Origin of the sequence: Alistipes sp. AF14-19 (assembly GCF_003461645.1) — a bacterium.
Taxonomy (GTDB): Bacteria; Bacteroidota; Bacteroidia; order Bacteroidales; family Rikenellaceae; genus Alistipes; species Alistipes shahii.
In genome coordinates, this window is record NZ_QTXM01000012.1 from 72,505 (window position 1) to 90,621 (window position 18,117).

14 protein-coding genes are annotated in these 18,117 nt (G+C 58.9%); 5 read left to right on the forward strand and 9 right to left on the reverse strand.

Annotated elements, in window-relative coordinates:
- Window positions 1-18: 18 nt before the first annotated feature.
- The 3 genes from DWW03_RS11025 to DWW03_RS11035 form a co-directional block, all read right to left on the reverse strand.
- On the reverse strand, window positions 19-3,438 hold the full coding sequence (locus DWW03_RS11025; protein ID WP_022062306.1) for a SusC/RagA family TonB-linked outer membrane protein: 3,420 nt from the start codon (window positions 3,436-3,438) through the stop codon (window positions 19-21).
- Between the two features lie 101 nt (window positions 3,439-3,539).
- A complete protein-coding gene (locus tag DWW03_RS11030; RefSeq protein WP_022062307.1) occupies window positions 3,540-4,517 on the reverse strand; it encodes a FecR family protein in 978 nt (325 codons plus the stop codon).
- Window positions 4,518-4,545: 28 nt separating this feature from the next.
- Window positions 4,546-4,893: a BACON domain-containing protein gene (locus DWW03_RS11035; protein WP_022062308.1), complete on the reverse strand. Its 348-nt coding sequence runs from the start codon at window positions 4,891-4,893 to the stop codon at window positions 4,546-4,548.
- Window positions 4,894-5,082: 189 nt separating this feature from the next.
- On the opposite strand from DWW03_RS11035, the gene DWW03_RS11040 reads away from it, so the two are divergent.
- Window positions 5,083-5,634, forward strand: coding sequence for an RNA polymerase sigma-70 factor (locus tag DWW03_RS11040; protein ID WP_015546288.1), 552 nt, complete (start codon window positions 5,083-5,085; stop codon window positions 5,632-5,634).
- A 202-nt stretch (window positions 5,635-5,836) separates the two neighbouring features.
- Here DWW03_RS11040 and galK read toward each other — a convergent pair whose 3' ends face one another.
- Complete coding sequence (gene galK / locus DWW03_RS11045; RefSeq protein ID WP_015547187.1) at window positions 5,837-6,964, reverse strand: galactokinase; 1,128 nt, start codon at window positions 6,962-6,964, stop codon at window positions 5,837-5,839.
- Window positions 6,965-7,227: 263 nt separating this feature from the next.
- On the opposite strand from galK, the gene DWW03_RS11050 reads away from it, so the two are divergent.
- Window positions 7,228-7,989: a glycerophosphodiester phosphodiesterase family protein gene (locus DWW03_RS11050; protein ID WP_118406762.1), complete on the forward strand. Its 762-nt coding sequence runs from the start codon at window positions 7,228-7,230 to the stop codon at window positions 7,987-7,989.
- A 55-nt stretch (window positions 7,990-8,044) separates the two neighbouring features.
- Window positions 8,045-8,680: a hypothetical protein gene (locus DWW03_RS11055; RefSeq protein WP_022062311.1), complete on the forward strand. Its 636-nt coding sequence runs from the start codon at window positions 8,045-8,047 to the stop codon at window positions 8,678-8,680.
- A gap of 98 nt (window positions 8,681-8,778) precedes the next feature.
- Here DWW03_RS11055 and DWW03_RS11060 read toward each other — a convergent pair whose 3' ends face one another.
- Window positions 8,779-9,573 (reverse strand): DeoR/GlpR family DNA-binding transcription regulator, encoded by a 795-nt coding sequence (locus DWW03_RS11060; protein ID WP_022062312.1) that lies wholly within the window; start codon window positions 9,571-9,573, stop codon window positions 8,779-8,781.
- A 203-nt stretch (window positions 9,574-9,776) separates the two neighbouring features.
- Here DWW03_RS11060 and DWW03_RS11065 point away from each other — a divergent pair, with 203 nt between their 5' ends.
- Window positions 9,777-11,345, forward strand: a complete 1,569-nt coding sequence (locus DWW03_RS11065; RefSeq protein WP_015547190.1) for a glycerol-3-phosphate dehydrogenase/oxidase — start codon at window positions 9,777-9,779, stop codon at window positions 11,343-11,345.
- A 23-nt stretch (window positions 11,346-11,368) separates the two neighbouring features.
- Window positions 11,369-12,793 (forward strand): MFS transporter, encoded by a 1,425-nt coding sequence (locus DWW03_RS11070; RefSeq protein WP_015547191.1) that lies wholly within the window; start codon window positions 11,369-11,371, stop codon window positions 12,791-12,793.
- A gap of 10 nt (window positions 12,794-12,803) precedes the next feature.
- On the opposite strand, the gene DWW03_RS11075 is transcribed toward DWW03_RS11070, so the two are convergent.
- The 4 genes from DWW03_RS11075 to abc-f all read right to left on the reverse strand — a co-directional run bounded on the left by DWW03_RS11075 (window position 12,804) and on the right by abc-f (window position 18,108).
- A complete protein-coding gene (locus tag DWW03_RS11075; protein WP_118406763.1) occupies window positions 12,804-13,379 on the reverse strand; it encodes a M48 family metallopeptidase in 576 nt (191 codons plus the stop codon).
- A complete protein-coding gene (locus tag DWW03_RS11080) occupies window positions 13,376-15,109 on the reverse strand; it encodes a DUF4153 domain-containing protein (RefSeq protein ID WP_118406764.1) in 1,734 nt (577 codons plus the stop codon). The genes DWW03_RS11075 and DWW03_RS11080 overlap by 4 nt, the downstream gene beginning before the upstream one ends.
- A gap of 151 nt (window positions 15,110-15,260) precedes the next feature.
- A complete protein-coding gene (gene rlmB, locus DWW03_RS11085) occupies window positions 15,261-16,001 on the reverse strand; it encodes a 23S rRNA (guanosine(2251)-2'-O)-methyltransferase RlmB (RefSeq protein ID WP_015547193.1) in 741 nt (246 codons plus the stop codon).
- A gap of 163 nt (window positions 16,002-16,164) precedes the next feature.
- Window positions 16,165-18,108, reverse strand: a complete 1,944-nt coding sequence (gene abc-f, locus DWW03_RS11090; RefSeq protein WP_015547194.1) for a ribosomal protection-like ABC-F family protein — start codon at window positions 18,106-18,108, stop codon at window positions 16,165-16,167.
- Window positions 18,109-18,117: the final 9 nt, after the last annotated feature.

The window sequence follows — 18,117 nt, forward strand, 5'->3', positions numbered from 1 at the left end:
AGTCATCGTCATTTTTGATTACAGGTTAAAGTTCACACCGACGCTGAACGTGCGCGACAGCGGATAGGAGCAGTAGTCCTCGCCCGGACGCAGGGCGTCCGTCGAGCGTTTGTTGACCTCGGGGTTGTAGCCCGAATAGTCGGTCCACGTGAAGAGGTTCGTGCCCTGCACGTAGATGCGCAGCTTCGAGATGCCGGCCTTGCGGGTCCAGCGGTCGGGGAAGGTGTATCCCAGCGAAAGGTTTTGCAGGCGCAGGTAGGAGCCGTCTTCGAGGTGGAACGTCGAGGTACAGGCGCCGTTGTTGCCGCTCGATTTGCGGGTCGCGCGGTTCAGTTCGCCGTAGGGATAGCGTTGCAGCGACTCCTTCATCATGTTCGACGAAGCCTCCATGTTGAGCAGGTAGCGGCGTTCGAGGTTCAGGATTTCGTTGCCGTAGACGCCCTGGAAGTTGGCCGCCAGGTCGAAGCCCTTGTACGAGAGGTTAACCGAGAAGCCGTAGTAGAAATCGGGCATGTAGTTGCCTACGATCACGCGGTCGGCGTCCTTTTCGAGAATGCCGTTGCCGTTGGCGTCGACGAAGCGGAAGTCGCCGATCGTCGTGGTGTCGAAATGGGGATAGGAGTCCAGCTCCTCCTGGTTGTGGAAGATGCCGTCCTGCACAAGCAGGTAGTAACAGCCGACGGGCTGGCCTACGCGCGTGAGGTAGTAACCGCCGGCGTAGGAGGATTCTTTGATGATGTCGGCGTTCTCATCGCCGAGGCTCAGCACCTTGTTGCGGTTGAGCGACCAGTTGGCGGCAAAGGCGTAGGAAAAGTCGCCGAAGCTGCGCCGCGAGGTGAGCGCCAGCTCGATACCTTTATTCTGCATTGAACCGATGTTGACGTTCGACGAGGTGAGGCCCGATACTGATGAGACGGGAACGTCGAACAGCATGTCGGTCGTCTTCGAATAGTAGTAGTCGGCGGTGAATCCGAGGGTGCCGCGCCACAGGCTGACATCCAGACCAACGTTGTACTGCGTGTTCTTCTCCCAGCCCAGGTCGTTGTTAGCGATCTGCGTGGGATAGACCTGCGAAGTGAGTCCGTTGCCGAGATCGATGTTCGTCGAGCCGTAGAGCGCCAGGTATTCAGAATTGCCGATTTGAGCGTTACCGGTCTGTCCCACGCTGGCGCGGATTTTCAGGTCGTCGACCCATTTCACATCGCGCAGGAAGCTCTCGTCGCTCATGCGCCATCCCACGGAGGCCGCCGGGAAATAACCCCACCGGGTGTTGGGGGCGAAGCGCGACGAACCGTCGCCGCGGATCGAGGCCGAAACCATGTAACGGCCCTTGTAGGAGTACTGCGCACGCACGAGCCACGAGGCGAAGGTGTAGGCGTACTTGTTGTTGTAGGTCTCCGTCAGGTCGATGGTCTTGCCCTTCGTGGTGCGGATCTTGTCGTCGCCGGCCGTGCCGGTGCCCACGATCTGCGAGGTCTGGATGCCCTGCTTCTCGGCTTCGTAGACCGCCACGGCGTTGACCGAATGATCGCCGAAGGTGCGGTTGAAGGAAAGTTGGTTGGAGATCGTCCAGTGGAAATAGGAGTTCATGTTGTTCTGCGCTTTGGGGGCTGACAGATCGTCGTAATATTTATGGCCGCGCAGGGGGATGTACGAGGGGCGGTAGTAGTTGCGGATGTAGGAGTAGTAGTCGCCGCCGGCCGTGAATTTGTATTCCAGCCCTTTGATGAACTCATAGGAGACGTAGGCGTTGCCCAGAATGTTGATCTTCTCGCGCACGTCGTCGATTTCGAGCGCCAGCGCCACGGGGTTGAGCACCTCGTTGGTCTGGGTGTCCCAGCTGTTGACGCGCAGGAATCCGTTCATGTCCCAGTTGTAGGAGCCATCGGTGTTGTAGACCGGGAAGACCGGAGGCGCCATCAGTGCCGAGGCGATTACACCATCGTCGCCGTACTGCGTGTCAGAGGAGATGTAGTTGGTCTTCGAGTAGGAGGGCGAGAAGCTGACGCCGTATTTCAGCCGGTTGCGCTTGCCGTCGATGTTGGCCCGCAGGCTGTAACGTTCGAAATCCGACCCGATGATCGTTCCCTCGCGGTAGAGGTAGTTGGCGCCGATGTAGTAACCCAGCGTCTTGGTGCGGCCCGAGACCGATACAGAGTGCTTGGTCGAATAGGCCGTGCGGAAGATGGCGTCCTGCCAGTCGGTGTCGGTCATCGTGCCGGTCTTGTCCTGCAGGTAGGCCGTGATGAGCGGGTCAACGCGGTGGTAGGTCTGGGGACGGTCCTCGTAGGGGTCGTCGATCGAACCCGTCGGAACGTTGAACAGGTAGGCGCCGTCGCGGGCCTCTTTGAAGATTTTGGCGAATTCATAGGCATTGAGCATGTCGATCGTCTTCGAGACGCTCGAGACGCTGAACTGGCCGTCATAGCTCACGACGGGGCGTTCGCCCTCGCCGCGTTTGGTCGTGATGAGGATGACGCCGCACGAGCCGCGCGAACCGTAGATCGCCGCCGCCGAGGCATCTTTGAGCACTTCGAGGCTCTCGATGTCGCTGCTTTCGAGGTTCGAGAAGGCCCGGGCGTCGCACGGAACGCCGTCGATGACGTAGAGCGGGTCGTTGCCCGACGTGGCCGACTGGATGCCGCGGATGCGGATCGAAACGTTGCCGTCGGGCTGGCCGCCCAGGGTGAGCACCTGCACGCCCGGCATCTTGGCGGCCATGGCGTCGCGGAAATCGGCCGTCGGCATGGCGGCGAAGTCTTCGGCCTTGATGGACGAGATGGCCGTCGTCACGTCGCGCTTGTTCTGCACGCCGTAGCCTACGACCACCACGTTGTCCATGGCGATCGCCTCGCTTTTCAGCGTAACGTCGGCCTGCGTCTGGTTGTCGGCGAGGGCCAGTTCCACTTTGTTGTAGCCGATGAGCGAGTAGACCAGCACGGCGTCGGCCTGCCGGATGTCGATGGCGTATTCGCCCATGGCGTTGGTCGCCGTGCCGATCGTGGTGCCTTTCAGGATGACGGTGGCGCCGATCACCGGCGCGCCGCTTTCGTCGGTCACGCGGCCCTTCACGGTACGTCCGGCGTCAGCGGCCGGGCGGGTCTGCGATTCCCCCCCCCGTTTGGCTGTGAGGACAATTTTCAGCCCCTTAACTTCCATATTCACATTGGGAAGCACCTCGGCGATGATCGAGGCGATGCTGCGGTTGACGGCCTTCACCGACACCCGTTTGTCGGGGTTGATGTCGGCGTCGATGTAGGCGAACGTGTACTGGCTGTTGGCTTCGATGCGCTGCAACAGCTCTTTGATGGTAACGTTCTTCGCATCGACGGTGACGGTCGGGACCTGGGCCGAAGCCGTGGCGGCCGACACCGCGCAGAGGAGGACCGCCAGGAACAGATGCCGGCAGATCCTTTTCAAAACGTTGAGTTCATTCATGATAGTTTCGATTTGTGTTTGATTCGATTTTTCAAATGAAAGGGTATGCCGGAGCCTCTTGTTGCGGGAGGTTTCGGGACAGACCGTCTATGTTACAGGGTTTATCTCTGGGTGATCAGGACGCGGTTGCCGTCTATGCGGTAGCGGATCGACATCAGCGAGGACATTACCTCCATGAGGTCTTCCAGCGGTTCGTGGCAGACGACCAGCGACAGTCGTTTTTCAGGCGAGATGTTCGAAGAGAGGGAGATTTCGATATTGTACCTCCGTTCGAGGTTGATGATGATGTCTTTCAGCGGCGTGTTGTCGAAGATCAGACGCGGTGAGAACCACTGGCTGTAATTCCGCGCGTCGACCTTTTCGACGCAGGCGCGTTTCGAAAGCCGGTCGAGCGAGAACCGCTCGTCGGGACGCAGCGTCACGGGGCTTCGGAGATGCTCCCCGGAGATCTTCACCGAGCCGGTTTTGAGCACCACCTCCTCGCTCGATCCGAACGCGTAGTTCATGACGTCGAACGAGGTGCCCAGCACCTCGACCTGCAAGTCGTTCATGCTGACGCGGAACGGCCGCAGCGTGTCTTTACGCACTTCGAAGAACGCTTCGCCCGTCAGGGCCACGTCGCGGGTCCTGCCCGAGAATTCCGCGTTGTACTTCAACCGGCTTTCGCCGTTGAGCCACACCTTTGTCCCGTCGGGCAGGGTGAACTCCCCGACATGTCCCTTGGCAGTCAGCAGCGTGACCTCCTTTTCGGGTGCGAGCGTCTGCGTGGCGGCGAAATAGCCTCCGAGGAATACCAGCACGACGGCGGCGGCCATGCCTGCATAGCGCAGGACGCGGCGTGGAAGCGTGCGGACCCGGCTTGCGCGGAGCGATGCCCGGAGCCGTTCGAGTCCCCTGCGGTCCTCCTCCTCCGAGGCGGGCGCCGCATGGTTTTCCCAGATGTCCCACAGGATTTCGTCGATCCCGGAGTCGTGCTCCCGGGCCAGCATCCAGCGTTCGAATTGCTGCCGGATGTCTTCCGGGGTGTCCGGATGGCGGAATATGTAGTCGATGATTCGCTTGCGTTCCGTTTTGCTCATCGTGTGCCGGTTTTAGAGGGGCTGCGGTTTATTGCGCTTTCTGCGTCAGGGTGTAGGTTTCCGAATAGGTCCCGGCCTCGAAGACGACCCGGCCGGTGCGCAGTGCGCCCGTGTCGTTGGCCCCGAAGCTGAGGTGAACGGCGAAAATGCCCTTTTCGCCTCCCGAAAGGGGTTCGATCGTGATCCAGTCGTCGCCGGTGGCCTTCCAACCGCAGGTGGTGTAGATCGTCACGGACTGTGTGCCGGCAACGGCCTCTACGGTTCCCGACGTGCTGTGCATGTAAAGACTGTCGGGGGCCGCCGGATCGTCGTCCTTGCAGCTGCCCGCCAGACATGCGCACAACAGGACCGCAATGAATAGTAGCTGTTTTTTCATGTTGAGTTTTTCAGGTTAAATAGTTGTTTTCGGAGCCGGTTCCATAAATTAAGACAACTTGCCGGCGGCGATGGCCAGTCAGTTCGTACAATTTTTTTTATATTCCCGCCGTTCCGTTAAAAAATCGTGAAAAAAGGAGAAAAGATTTTTAATTTATTCGCTTAAAATCTATATTTGCACCGACCGACTATGGATTGCGACGAACATATTATCCTGAAAAAACTCCGTGACGGGGATTCCGAAGCATTGGATATCCTTTACCTGCGCTATGCCTCCAAGGTCCGTGATTTCGCCTTCCGGCTGCTCAAAGACCGGACCGACGCCGAAGATGTCACGCACGATATTTTCCTGAAAATCTGGGAACAGCGCCGGGGACTCGGGGCCGTCCTTTCGTTTCGGGGCTATCTGTTCCGCATGACGCGCAATGCCATCTTCAATGCCTACAAGCACCGGCAGGTAGAGTCCAAATATCAGGCGGAAACTGGAGCTGCGGAGAGTCCCGCCGCGCCCCAGGCCGACGAAAGCGTGTCGACGGACGACCTGTTGGAGATGATCGACCTGGCGGTCCGCAACATGCCCGAGCAGCGTCGGCGGGTTTTCTGCATGAGCCGTTACGAGAACATGTCCTACAACGATATCGCCGAGGCGCTCAACATCAGCCCCAAGACCGTGCAGTACCACATCTCGGGAGCGCTGGCCGAATTGCGCAAACTGCTCTCGGCGATGGCGTTTTTCATATAGCCTGCAAAAACGAAAAGGGCGGACCACAAGAGTCCGCTGTTTTCAATTCGACCGAAGCCGTCCACGGATTGCCCCCCCCCGAAAGTTCCGTCGTTTTTGATCAGCGAGGCATACATCGTAAAAACGGGACGAATGGATGACGTATGCTCCATTCGTCCCGTTCGGGGGATGATTGCGGCAGATGCGCCGCAATCATCGAAAATTACAGCCGGCGCGAACCGTCGGAGATCACGACGTCGTAAACCTTCGGTTCGTGGCCGTATTTGGCGTTGAACTTCTCCTTGGCCGTGGCGATGAAGTTGTCGTAAAGTTCGTCCTTCACCAGGTTGATCGTGCAGCCGCCGAAGCCGCCGCCCATGATGCGCGAACCCGTCACGCCGCACTCCTCGGCGACCTCCGCCAGGAAGTCCAGCTCCTCGCACGACACTTCGTAGTCCTTCGACATGCCCCAGTGGGTCTCGTACATGCGCTTGCCGACCGTCTCGTAGTCGCCCTTTTCGAGCGCCTCGCAAACATCCAGAACGCGCTTCTCCTCGCCGATCACATAGCGGGCGCGCTTGTAGTCCTCCTCCGAAATCCGATCCTTGACGGCTTCGAGCTGCTCCATCGTGGCGCCGCGCAGGAACTCCTGCCCCAGCACTTTCGCAACGCGCTCGCAGGAAGCGCGGCGGTCGTTGTACGGAGAGCCTACCAGTTCGTGCTTCACGCGCGAATCCAGCAGAACCAACTTATAGCCCTTCGGGTCGAACGGGAAGTAGGCGTATTCCAGCGAACGGCAGTCCAGACGGATCAGGTTGCCTTTCTTGCCGAACACCGAGGCGAACTGGTCCATGATGCCGCAGTTCACGCCGCAGTAGTTGTGCTCGGTCGACTGGCCGATCTTCGCCAGTTCGAACTTGTCGATACCGCAGTTATAGAGGTCATTCAGCGCAAAGGCGTAGGTTGACTCCAGCGCTGCCGACGACGACATGCCGGCGCCCAGGGGCACGTCTCCGGCAAACACCGTGTCGAAACCGCCGATCTTGCCGCCGCGCTTCTGAATCTCGCGGCAGACGCCGAAGATGTAGCACGCCCAGCTCTCGGCCGGTTTGTCCGCCTCGTTCAGGCCGAACTCCGAGCTTTCGCCCAGGTCGAGCGCATAAGCGCGCACCTTGTCCGTGCCGTTGAGCCGGATCGCTGCGACAATGCCCTTATCGACCGCCCCCGGGAAGACGAAACCCCCGTTGTAGTCCGTATGCTCGCCGATCAGGTTGATGCGGCCCGGAGAGGCGAACAGGATGGCTCCTTCGCCGTAAAGTTCATTGAATTTCTTGCTGACTTTTTCTTTCATGGCTCTTATTTTGTGGTTTTAAGTTTGAGTATCCGGATTCGGATTGCACGAAGATAGGAAAAAAATCCGTGACGCCCGGCATAATTTTGCTTCAATTAACAATAAAAATCGACCATTTCATGCCCGGAATCCCCGAAAACGGCTGCGGCGACATCCTTATGCAAACGAAAGTTTTGCCTTCCTTTCGACTTGTAAATCCGGAAATGTTTGCTACCTTTGTAATAGTTTCGTTTCAGAAGTCACCAACTAACATTTCAAACGATATGACAAAAAACCTCATTTTGGCCGCCGCCATGCTGTTAGCAGGAGGCGCCGTCGCAGCCCAACCCAAGGTAATCGCACACCGCGGTTACTGGACAGCCCCCGAATCGGCGCAGAACTCGATCGCTTCGTTCACGAAAGCCGACGCCATCGGTGTCTTCGGCTCGGAAATCGACGTATGGCTCACCGCCGACGACAAACTGATCGTCAACCACGACCGCATTTACAAAGGCACGGACGTCAACATGGAGAAAGCCACCGCCAAGGAGATCACGGCCATCGTGCTGCCCAACGGCGAGAACATCCCCACGTTCGACGCCTACCTGAAACTCGTCGCCTCGAAACCCAACACGCGCCTGATTCTCGAAATGAAGTCTCTTTCGGATTACAACCGCGAAGACCTCGCCGCCAAAAAGATCGTCAAGCAGCTCAAGAAATACGGCGTGCTGGACCAGACGGAGATCATCGCCTTCTCGATCAACGCCTGCATGGCATTCAAGAAGCTCATTCCCGACACCAAAATCTACTACCTCAACGGCGACCTGGCTCCCAAGAGCATCAAGAAACTGGGGCTGGCCGGCATCGACTACTCGATGAAGGTGCTCCGCAAAAACCCCGAATGGGTGAAGCAGGCGCACGATCTGGGTCTCGAAGTCAACGTCTGGACCGTGGATTCGGAGGAGGACATGAAGTATTTCATCGGGCTGGGCGTGGACTACATCACCACCGACTACCCCGAGCGGCTGCAAGCCCTGCTGAAATAACGACCGGCCGATTCGTCAGACAGCCGCTAAAGATATGTATAAAAAAGCGCTACTGATGCTGGGATTGCTGAGCCTCGGGCCAGGAGATGCGGTCATTGCACAAACAGACATTGTAAACATCCCGGAGGCGTTCTGGGAGTCGGGATTTGTTCTCAACGGTTGCAAAATCGAATTTCCCTGCAAACTTATCGACCTGATGCAGACCTCGAATTATAAAAGCGGCTCAGTCAACACCAAAATTCCTCCTACCGGCGAAAACGAATTTTGGGCCGTAACTTTAACCAACGGGAAGGGAGAGAGAATCGAGGCTACGCTATTCAACCCCACGGCGCAGGAACTCGATGAAGCCGACTGCCTTGTAAACAGCATCAGCATCGGACCGCGTTCCGATAATTGGCACAATATCTCGGACTTTGCCGTTTTCGGTTTAAAGAGTAAGACGGCCACGCGGGAAGAGGTCGTCCAGGCGATCGAGAAATATTGCGGCGCACCTGCATACGTCATCGAAACTCCGAATGCGGATTATTACCAATTTTATGATAAAAAGCCTACGGTAGCTAATCCGGCACATTGGACAAATATCAAAATAGAGATCACGATTTCCAAAATGAAAGACACGTATAATGAAAAAATGATAGGATTCGACTTCCAACATGCAGGTGACTTTTACCGTAAACCGGAACCGAAATGATAAACCGTGCCGAACCTCTATTTTTCGCTTAACCTGAAAGCGGCCGTGATGTTCACGGCCGCTTTTTTATGATTCCACGTTCGGGGAAGAATGGCATATCAGACATCCACCACCGTCACCTCGATTCCGCGTTCGCGCAGGCGCTCCAGATAGAGGGGCTGCACGCCGCTGTCGGTGATGATGCGGTCCACCGCCTCCAGGTCGCAGATCTTGCTGAACCCGCGGCGGCCGAATTTCGACGAGTCGGCCAGCACCACGACCTTCTGCGCGGCATTGATCATCGCATCGTTCAGCGAGGCTTCGAGCACGTTGGTCGTCGTCAGTCCGAACTCCGTGTCGATACCGTCCACGCCTACGAACAGTTTGCTGCAATTGAAATTGCGGAGCATCGCCTCGGCAAAAGGCCCCACGACCGACACCGAACTGCTGCGGGTGATGCCGCCCAGCTGGATGACGTCCACATCGGCGTGCTGCGAGAGAATCTGCGTCACGGGAACCGCCGCCGTGATGACCGTCAGGCGGCCTACGGGTTTGATCTCCCGGGCCAGAAAGGCCATCGTCGTGCCCGAAGCGATGATGATCGAATCGTCCTGCGACACGAGGGCCGCGGCGGCGGCACCGATCGCCCGCTTCTCGGCGACGTTCTTCTTCTCTTTCTCGTTGACGTGGCGATCGCTGATATAAGGGCTTATAAGAATGGCGCTGCCATGCGTCCGGTAGAGTTTCTTCTGCTGTTCGAGGTAGGACAGGTCCTTGCGGATGGTCACTTCCGAAACCTTGAAAAGCTCGGAGAGCTGTGTCACCGAAATCGAGCCGTTCTGCTGCAACAGCGACAAAATACGGCTGTGCCGTTCCGGAAGGCTCAAAAGTGGTTCTTCACCTGGTTTGTTCATGCGCAATTAAAATTTTAAAGTTTTGAGAGACTAATATACGAAAAATATTCGAAACACGAACATTCCGCCGCGATTATTTTCCCTCCCGCAAGAAATTGCATGCCCGATCAGAATATTTCAAATTAAAAGGTTTTTTATTTTGAAATCGCCGAAATGATTTGTACTTTTGTTCCGAAACGAAATCAATCATCAAACCGATATTTATGGAAAGAGCATCACAAATCAAAAAGTTGTCCGACAAGGGCAAAATCTGGGACATGGTAGTCGTAGGCGGCGGTGCGACCGGACTCGGCGTCGCGGTGGATGCAGCCACGCGCGGCATGAGCGTAGCCTGCCTGGAGAAGACCGACTTTGCGAAATGTACGTCGAGCCGCTCGACCAAACTCGTGCACGGCGGCGTGCGCTACCTGCAAAAGGGCGACGTGATGCTGGTGCTTGAAGCGTTGCGCGAGCGCGGCCGCATGAAGGCCAACGCCCCGCATCTGGTGAAGGACCAGGCGTTCGTCATTTCGAACTACCGCTACTGGGACAATTTCCTTTACTTCTGCGGCCTGACCTTCTACGACCTGCTCTCGTTCGGCTTCGGCTACGGACGTTCGAAGTACATCTCCGCCAAGAAAGTGATGAAATACATCCCCACCTCGGTCGAAAAGGGGCTGAAGGGCGGCGTGGTCTACCACGACGGACAGTTCGACGACTCGCGCATGGCCATCAACCTCGCCCAGACCTGCGTCGAGAACGGCGGCACGGTCGTCAACGAGGCCACCGTGACGGGCATCCTGCACAATGAGGCGGGCAAGGTCGCCGGCGTGAAGTTCGTCGACAACACCACCGGCGAGGAGTATTCGATCAAGGCGCGCAGCGTCGTGAACGCCGCCGGCTGCTTCGTCGACGACATCATGCACATGGACAGCCCCGAACACCGCAAGATGGTCACCCCGAGCCAGGGCGTGCACCTCGTGCTGGACATGAAATTCCTGCAGAGCGACTATGCGATCATGGTTCCCAAGACCTCGGACGGCCGCGTGCTGTTCGCCGTGCCCTGGCACGACAAGGTCGTGGTCGGAACGACCGACATCGTGCGCCCCACCCCGGAGGAGGAGCCGCGTCCGCTGAAGGAGGAGATCGACTTCATCCTCGGCACCGCGGGACTCTACATGAACCCGGCGCCCACCTACAAGGACATCCTCTCGGTATTCGCGGGTCAGCGTCCGCTGGCGGCGCCCAAGAAGGAGGGCAAGAACACGAAGGAGATTTCGCGCAGCCACAAGGTCATCACCTCGGACAACGGTCTGGTGACGATCACCGGCGGCAAGTGGACCTCCTACCGCCTGATGGCCGAGGACACGGTGGACAAGGCCATCGAAGTAGCGGGACTTCCCCGGCGCAAGTGCGTGACCAAGAAATTCCACATCCACGGCTACCGCAAGAATCCCAACCTCGCCGACCATATGTACGTTTACGGTTCGGACGAGCCGAAGATCCTGAATCTGATCAAGGAAAACCCGGCGCTGGGCGAAAAGCTCTCTCCGAAGTTCGGCTACACGCTTGCCGAGGTGGTTTGGGCCGTGCGCGAGGAGATGGCCCTCACGGTCGAGGACGTACTGGCGCGCCGCGTGCGGCTGCTGTTCGTCGACGCCCGCGAGGCGATGGCCGCCGCTCCGAAGGTCGCCGAAACGATGGCCCGCGAACTGGGCCGCGACCAGGCATGGATCGATGCGCAGGTCGAAAGTTTCACGAAGATGGCGAAAAATTATATCTTTGAAGCTTAAACGGACTTTAACCCAAGCTTAAAATGTTCAATTTTTTTAATCCTCCGGCTCCCAAACCGAGGCTCTCCCAGGACAAAATCCCGGCCAAATACGCGCAGATGCGTCTGCGCGTATTTTTGGGTGCGTTTCTGGGATACGCAGCCTACTATCTGGTGCGCAAGAATCTTTCGCTCGCAGCGCCAGGCATGATCGAGTCGGGACTCCTCGACAAGGCCAGCGTAGGACTCGCGGGTTCGGCGATCTCGATCGCCTATGCCTTCAGCAAGTTCATCATGGGCAGCCTTTCCGACCGTTCCGACGCACGCAAATTCCTTGTCGTAGGACTTATTCTCTCATCGTTGCTGATGATTTGCACGGGACTGATCCCTTACAGCCACACAAATCCCGGCATCAACGTAGGCATTATCTTCGGTCTGATGCTGCTGGTGGGCTGGCTTTCGGGCATGGGATGGCCTCCCTGCGGGCGTATCATGGCCCACTGGTTCTCCCAGAACGAACGCAGTTTCAAAATGTCGGTATGGAATACGTCGCACACGATCGGCAGCGGCTCGCTGGGACTGCTCGTAACCGCCGGAATCGCCATCTTCGCCATGCTGGGATGGGGCGACACGTGGCGTGCAGCCTTCATCTTCCCGAGTTGCGTGGCGCTTCTTCTGGCCGTTTTCTGCTGGTGGGCGCTGCGCGACACGCCCCAGGCCTGCGGGCTGCCTCCCATCGACGAATACCGCAACGATTACTCGGCGGTAAAGGCCGCCAAGGGAGAAGAACAGAAAATCCCCTTCAAAAAACTCTTCGTCGACTACATTTTCAAGAACAAGATTCTCTGGCTCATCGCCCTGGCCAACGCTTTCGTCTATCTGGTGCGTTACGGCATCAGCGACTGGGCGCCGGTCTACCTGCAGGAGATGAATATCATGGATGCCTCGCAGAGCAACCTGGCCTTCTCGCTGCACAACTACGCGGGCGTCCCCGGAACGATCATCTGCGGATGGATCTCGGCCAAATTCTTCAAGGGACGCTGCGCCCCGGCCAACGTGATCTACATGGTGTTGGTGCTAATCGGCATTCTGGTCTATTGGAAAGCCGCTCCCATTGCCCAGTCGCTGGCTGAAATCTTCGGCGGCGACCCTGCCGCCATCGGCCGCACGGTCGTCTACACGGCGCTCTGCGAAATCGGGTTCTGCATCTACGGTCCCGTGGCGCTGATCGGCATTCAGGCGCTGAACCTCGTGCCGAAGAATGCAGCCGGAACGGCCGCAGGATTCGTCGGGTTGTTCGGCTACCTGTTCGGCGACGCCGTGCTGGCGAAAATCGTCATGGGTTCGGTCGCCAACGACAACTCGCTGGGATGGAACGCCACCTTCTGGATGTTCATTGTCGCCAGCCTGCTTGCCACGGCATTCTGCGCCACAACCTGGAAACGCGAGAAACAGGCTCTCTCCCGATAGAAAATTCCCGCTAACGAATCGTGAAAGCCCTTAACTCCCGGTTAAGGGCTTTTTCACGCCCTCCGACCAGACGGTCGACCAAGGCATGGAAACGGGGCGAATGGTCGTGGTGAACCGTGTGGCAGAGTTCGTGGACGATCACATAGTCGCGCAGGTGCTCCGGAAGAGTCATCAGAAAGAGGCTCAACGAGATGTGGTTGCGCCCCGAGCAACTCCCCCACTTCGTGCGCGAGGCGCGGATCGAAAGTTTTTCGCACTTCAGGCCCGTCGCCTCCGACAGCCGCCCGATGCGGCCCGGCAGGTCGGCTTTCGCCGCACGGCGCAGCTCCTCGATGCGGGCTTTCCGCTCCTCGGGCGGCAACTGCGGAGGCAGGGATGCCCGCTTGCGGGCGAGCCGTTCGCGCGCCGCCCCGATCCATTCCGCTTTTTGCTCCAGAAAATCCAAAGCCCGTTTTTGCGGCACCCCGCAGGGGAACGAAAGCCGCACGGCGCCCGTGGCGCGCACCGAAATCGAAATGCGGCGGGCGCGCACGGTCTGCGAGAGGGTCACCTCGCCCAGCCGGGGATGCACATAGAGGGAGGTCATCGCATCAGCACAGCATTGATCGCCATTCCCTGTATTACAACGGCAGAATCCGTACGTTCCAACTTAATATTTTCGAACAGAATCCGGCAACGGTCATCGCGGTAATCCAACAGCCGCAGCAACTGCTCCGGCGCAGGCTCGCACGCTTCGGCCGGATCGAATCCGCTCCTTTCCAGCTGGCGTTCCAGCAAATCCCGACAGGAAATCCGGTACACGGCACACTCCTCCCCCAAAAACAGACGAAGCGTATCGTTGCTGACATCATAACTATGATCGTTGTACCAGTTCCGGAGATTCGTATAATAATGCGGATATTCCGCATTTACCTCGAACCGGACATTAACGGGCGCCTCCAGTTCAATAATATTGGTATCGACACATGTATCGACACAGCTCCAATCATAGCCCCACCTCACGTAATCGCGCATCGCTTCGGGAAAAATCGCGGCCAGATCGTCGAGGTCCTTCACGCCGAAACGGGCGAAAGCCGCGCTGTCGCGGCGGATATAGTCGAGCGACTCGTAGAGTTTCCGGTACTCCTTCTTATAAACGGTATCGGCCAGCGGCATCGGCGTCAGCAGCAGCCGTCCGTCCCCGCCGAGGCGTCCGAGCCGCTCCGCCACCCGCTCCGCGCGCTGCGTCTGCGACTGCACGGCGATACGCTCCGGCTCGAGGAAGGGAACGTAAGCCAGCGCGGCGAAGCTCACCCATGCCGCAAGACACACCCACAGGTAACGGCCCGTACGCTGCGAAAGGAACAACAGCACGCAGAGGGTCATCAGACCGCCGCACACCACGAGGTAGACGCGCGGTTCGGTCAGGCCGTATTCGTTCGTGCGGCGCACCACGCCGATCCAGAACAGCGTCAGCACGGGCAGCGACACAAGGCTGAAACGGTCGAAAAACCAGTCGTAAATCCGTTTTTCAAGCAGCCGCCCCAGCGCCTTCACGGCCAGCGCCGTCATCGTGAACCCGAAGACCAGATAGGCCACGCCGCCCTCGGGCAGCGTCCACGTGACGAGGATTTTGGCCATGTAGAGGTAGAGGATCGCGGCGTAGATCAGCAGCGCGGGGGTCACGATGTAGTTCAGCAGCATTTCGAGGATGCGGCTGCCGCGCAGTTCGGCGTCCCGCCAGCGGTCGGCCATCATCAGGAACAGCAGCGGCACGGCCAGCGTCTCGCAGATCGTCACGGACCACACCGCGACGTGTTCGATCCACGCTCCGCCGAGGCCGAAGATATAGGTCGCCGAATAGAGTATCGCATAGAACAGCCCCAGCGCGACATTGGCGAACAGCAGGGCCAGCGCACCCGAGCGCAGCCAGACGAGCGCGCCGTTGACGAACCGGTCGTTGCGCACGGCCCGCAGGCTCAACAGCAACAGCAGCGGCGCCAGTATGCCGAGCGAAATGCGGAAAGACGCGCTTTCGATCCAGTCGCCGAGACCGCTCCAAAGCGTCAGCGGCACGATCGGCGCCCACACGACCCAATAGACTTTCCGCCACGGTCCGCGCCCCGCCAGGTTGTTGACGGCAAGCGCCAGAGCGAAGAACAGCGGCACGAGGCCGAGTCTATTAAACAATTCCTCCTCGCTCCAGTCGAGTTCGTAGGTGAGCAGGCACCGGATGCAGGCGTAGAGCGCCAGGAGCGTTTCGACCGGGTACGACCGCACGACCCGCACGGCCCCTTCGCGGAGCCAGCGCAGGCAGTATTCGAGTTTGGCTTTCACAGAATTATGATTTTGATTATCGGCTTTGCATATTCGTTCGTCATGGCGAGGCGTCGTCAGATGCCGCGGCCATCTGCGGAGAGTGTCGTAACGCCGCAAAGATTGCCGCGTCGCTGCGCTCCTCGCAATGACGGGACTCCGTCTCCTCCTTTCAGTTCTCCGGCCCGATGCGCTGGCGCACGACCTCGAACAGCATCACGGCCGCCGCGGCCGAGACGTTGAGCGACTCGATGTGGCCGATCAGCGGAATGGCCAGCTGCTCGTCACAGAGTTTGAGCACCTCTTTCGAGATACCCGTATCCTCGGCGCCCATCACGATCACCGTAGGACGGCGGAAATCGGCATCGTAGAGCAGTTTGCGGCTCTTCTCCGTGGCGGCCACGACCTGAAAGCCCTCCGCCTGCAATGCCTTGAGCGTATTGCGGACCGAACCGACGCGGCACACCGGAATCGTCGTCAGCGCACCGGCCGACGAGCGGATCGCCTCGGCGTTCACGGGCGCCGAGTTCTTCAGCGGCGTGATCAGCCCGTGCGCCCCGGCACACTCGGCCGAGCGGGCGATGGCCCCGAAATTCCGCACGTCGGTCACCCCGTCGAACAACACCACGAGCGGCGTCTCGTCTTCGGGCACGCGTTCCAGAATGTCGGTCAGCTGCACATACTCGATGGCCGCGGTCTGCGCCACGACGCCCTGGTGGTTGCCGCGCGTCAGGCGGTTGAGCTTCTCGACCGGAACCTCCTGATAATGCAGACGGTGGCGCATGCAAAGATCTTTCAGCTCCTGCATCAGCTGCCCTTCGGCTCCCTTGCGGATGTAGAGTTTCTCGATCTGCTTTCCGGCCTCGATCGCTTCGGCCACGGGACGAATCCCGAAAATAAGGTTGCTATCCATAGTTAGGTATATTTGCTTTGTTCGTTCTTCGCCATTCCCGATTTCCGATTATCGCGGAGCATATTTTGAGTTTCGCGAGTCAGGCAAGGCAGGAGCATACTCCACGTATGTGACTGTCTCGACCGGCGAGGGAAGTTCGAAAGGTGCCCGAGAGAATTGGGAATCACTCGTTTTCGATGATTTCCAGTTCATACGACGCCTTCTCCCACTCGTGCATCTGGTGGTCGTAACGGGTTTTCAGTTCGTTGTAAGCCTTGTAGTCGGCCTCGTTGTATTCGGTCGCGGCGGCGAACCGCGCATCGTACTCCGCGATCCGCTTCTCGATGTCGGCCAGCTCCGCCTCGATCGTCTCCACGACCTTTTTCGCTTTGCGCAGCTGCTTCTCCTGCTCCTTCCTCTGCTCGTAGGAGAGCTTTCCGGATACGGCCGGCTTCGGTTCGTCGCCTTTCGCAGGCATTTTGGCCGGAGCGTCGCGCCGCTCGATCTCCTGCAACGACTCCAGCTTGCGCTTTTCGAGGAAATAGTAGATGCCGCCCAGATACTCCTTCACCCCGCCGTCGCGGAACTCGTAGACCTTCTCGACCATGCCGTCGAGGAATTCGCGGTCGTGCGACACCACGACCACCGTGCCGTCGTACTTCATAATGGCGTTCTTGAGGATGTCCTTCGAGCGCATGTCCATGTGGTTCGTCGGCTCGTCCAGCACCAGCAGGTTGCGCGGTTCGAGCATCATGCGGGCCATCGCCAGACGCGCCCGCTCGCCGCCCGAGAGGACCTTGACCTTCTTGTCGATGTCCTCGCCGCGGAACAGGAACGCCCCCAGAATGTCGCGCAGGCGGGTCCGGATGTCGCCCACGGCCACACGGTCCAGCGTGTCGTAGACCGTGAAATCGCCGTCCATCAGATCGTCCTGATTCTGGGCGTAATAGCCGATATTGACGTTCGCCCCGAGGCGCACCGACCCTTCGGTGGGCGTCAGCTGGCCGATCAGCATGCGTGCGAGGGTCGTCTTGCCCTCGCCGTTGCGGCCTACCAACGCAATCCTGTCGCCCTTCTCGATGACGAAATTCGCGCCGCTGAAGACATGTTTCTCGCCGAACGACATGCCGGCCTCGCTGATCTCCGCGACGATCTGCCCCGAGCGGGGCGCGGGCGGGAACTTGATGTTGAGCGTGGCGAGGTCCTCTTCCTCGATCTCGAGACGGTCCAGCCGCTCCAGCTGCTTGATGCGCGACTGCACCTGGTTCGACTTGGTGGGTTTGTAACGGAATTTCTCGATGAACTCCTCGGTCTTCTCGATCATCCGCTGCTGGTTCTCGTAGGCCGCCATCTGCTGCGCCCGCCGCTCGGCGCGCAGGACGACGTATTTCGAATAGGAGACCTTGTAATCGGTGATCTTGCCCAGCGACAGTTCGACCGTGCGGTTGGTGACGTTGTCCAGAAAGGCGCGGTCGTGCGAAATGAGCAGCACCGCGCCGTTGTAATTCCGGAGATACTCTTCGAGCCACTGAATCGACTCGATGTCGAGATGGTTCGTCGGTTCGTCCAGCAGGAAGATCGAGGGCCGCCTGAGCAGCAGTTTCGCCAGCTCGATACGCATGCGCCAGCCGCCCGAGAACTCGCTCGTGGCGCGCCCGAAATCCGACCGTTTGAACCCGAGGCCCAGCAGCGTCTTCTCGATGTCCGCGTCGCGGGTCTCGCCGCCGAGGATATGATAGTGGTCCTGCGCGTCGTTCAGACGGTGCAGGAGCTGTTCGTATTCGGAGCTTTCGTAGTCGGTGCGCTCGGCGATCTCGCGCGTCAGGGCCTCGATCTCGGCCTCGAGCCGCAACACCTCCTCGAAGGCCTTGGCGGTCTCCTCCGCGAGCGTCGTGGTGTCCGCCACGCGCATCGTCTGCGGCAGGTATCCGATCGTGCAGTCGCCGTTGAGCGTCACGGCGCCCGACGTGGGCTGCTGTTCGCCCGTGATGATGCGCAGGAGCGTGGTTTTGCCCGCTCCGTTCTTGCCCACCAGTCCGATGCGGTCCTTCGGGTTGATCAGGAACGAAATATTGTCGAAAAGGGTCCAGCCCCCATAACTGACGGTAAGGTTGTCTAATGAAATCATGGCGAATCT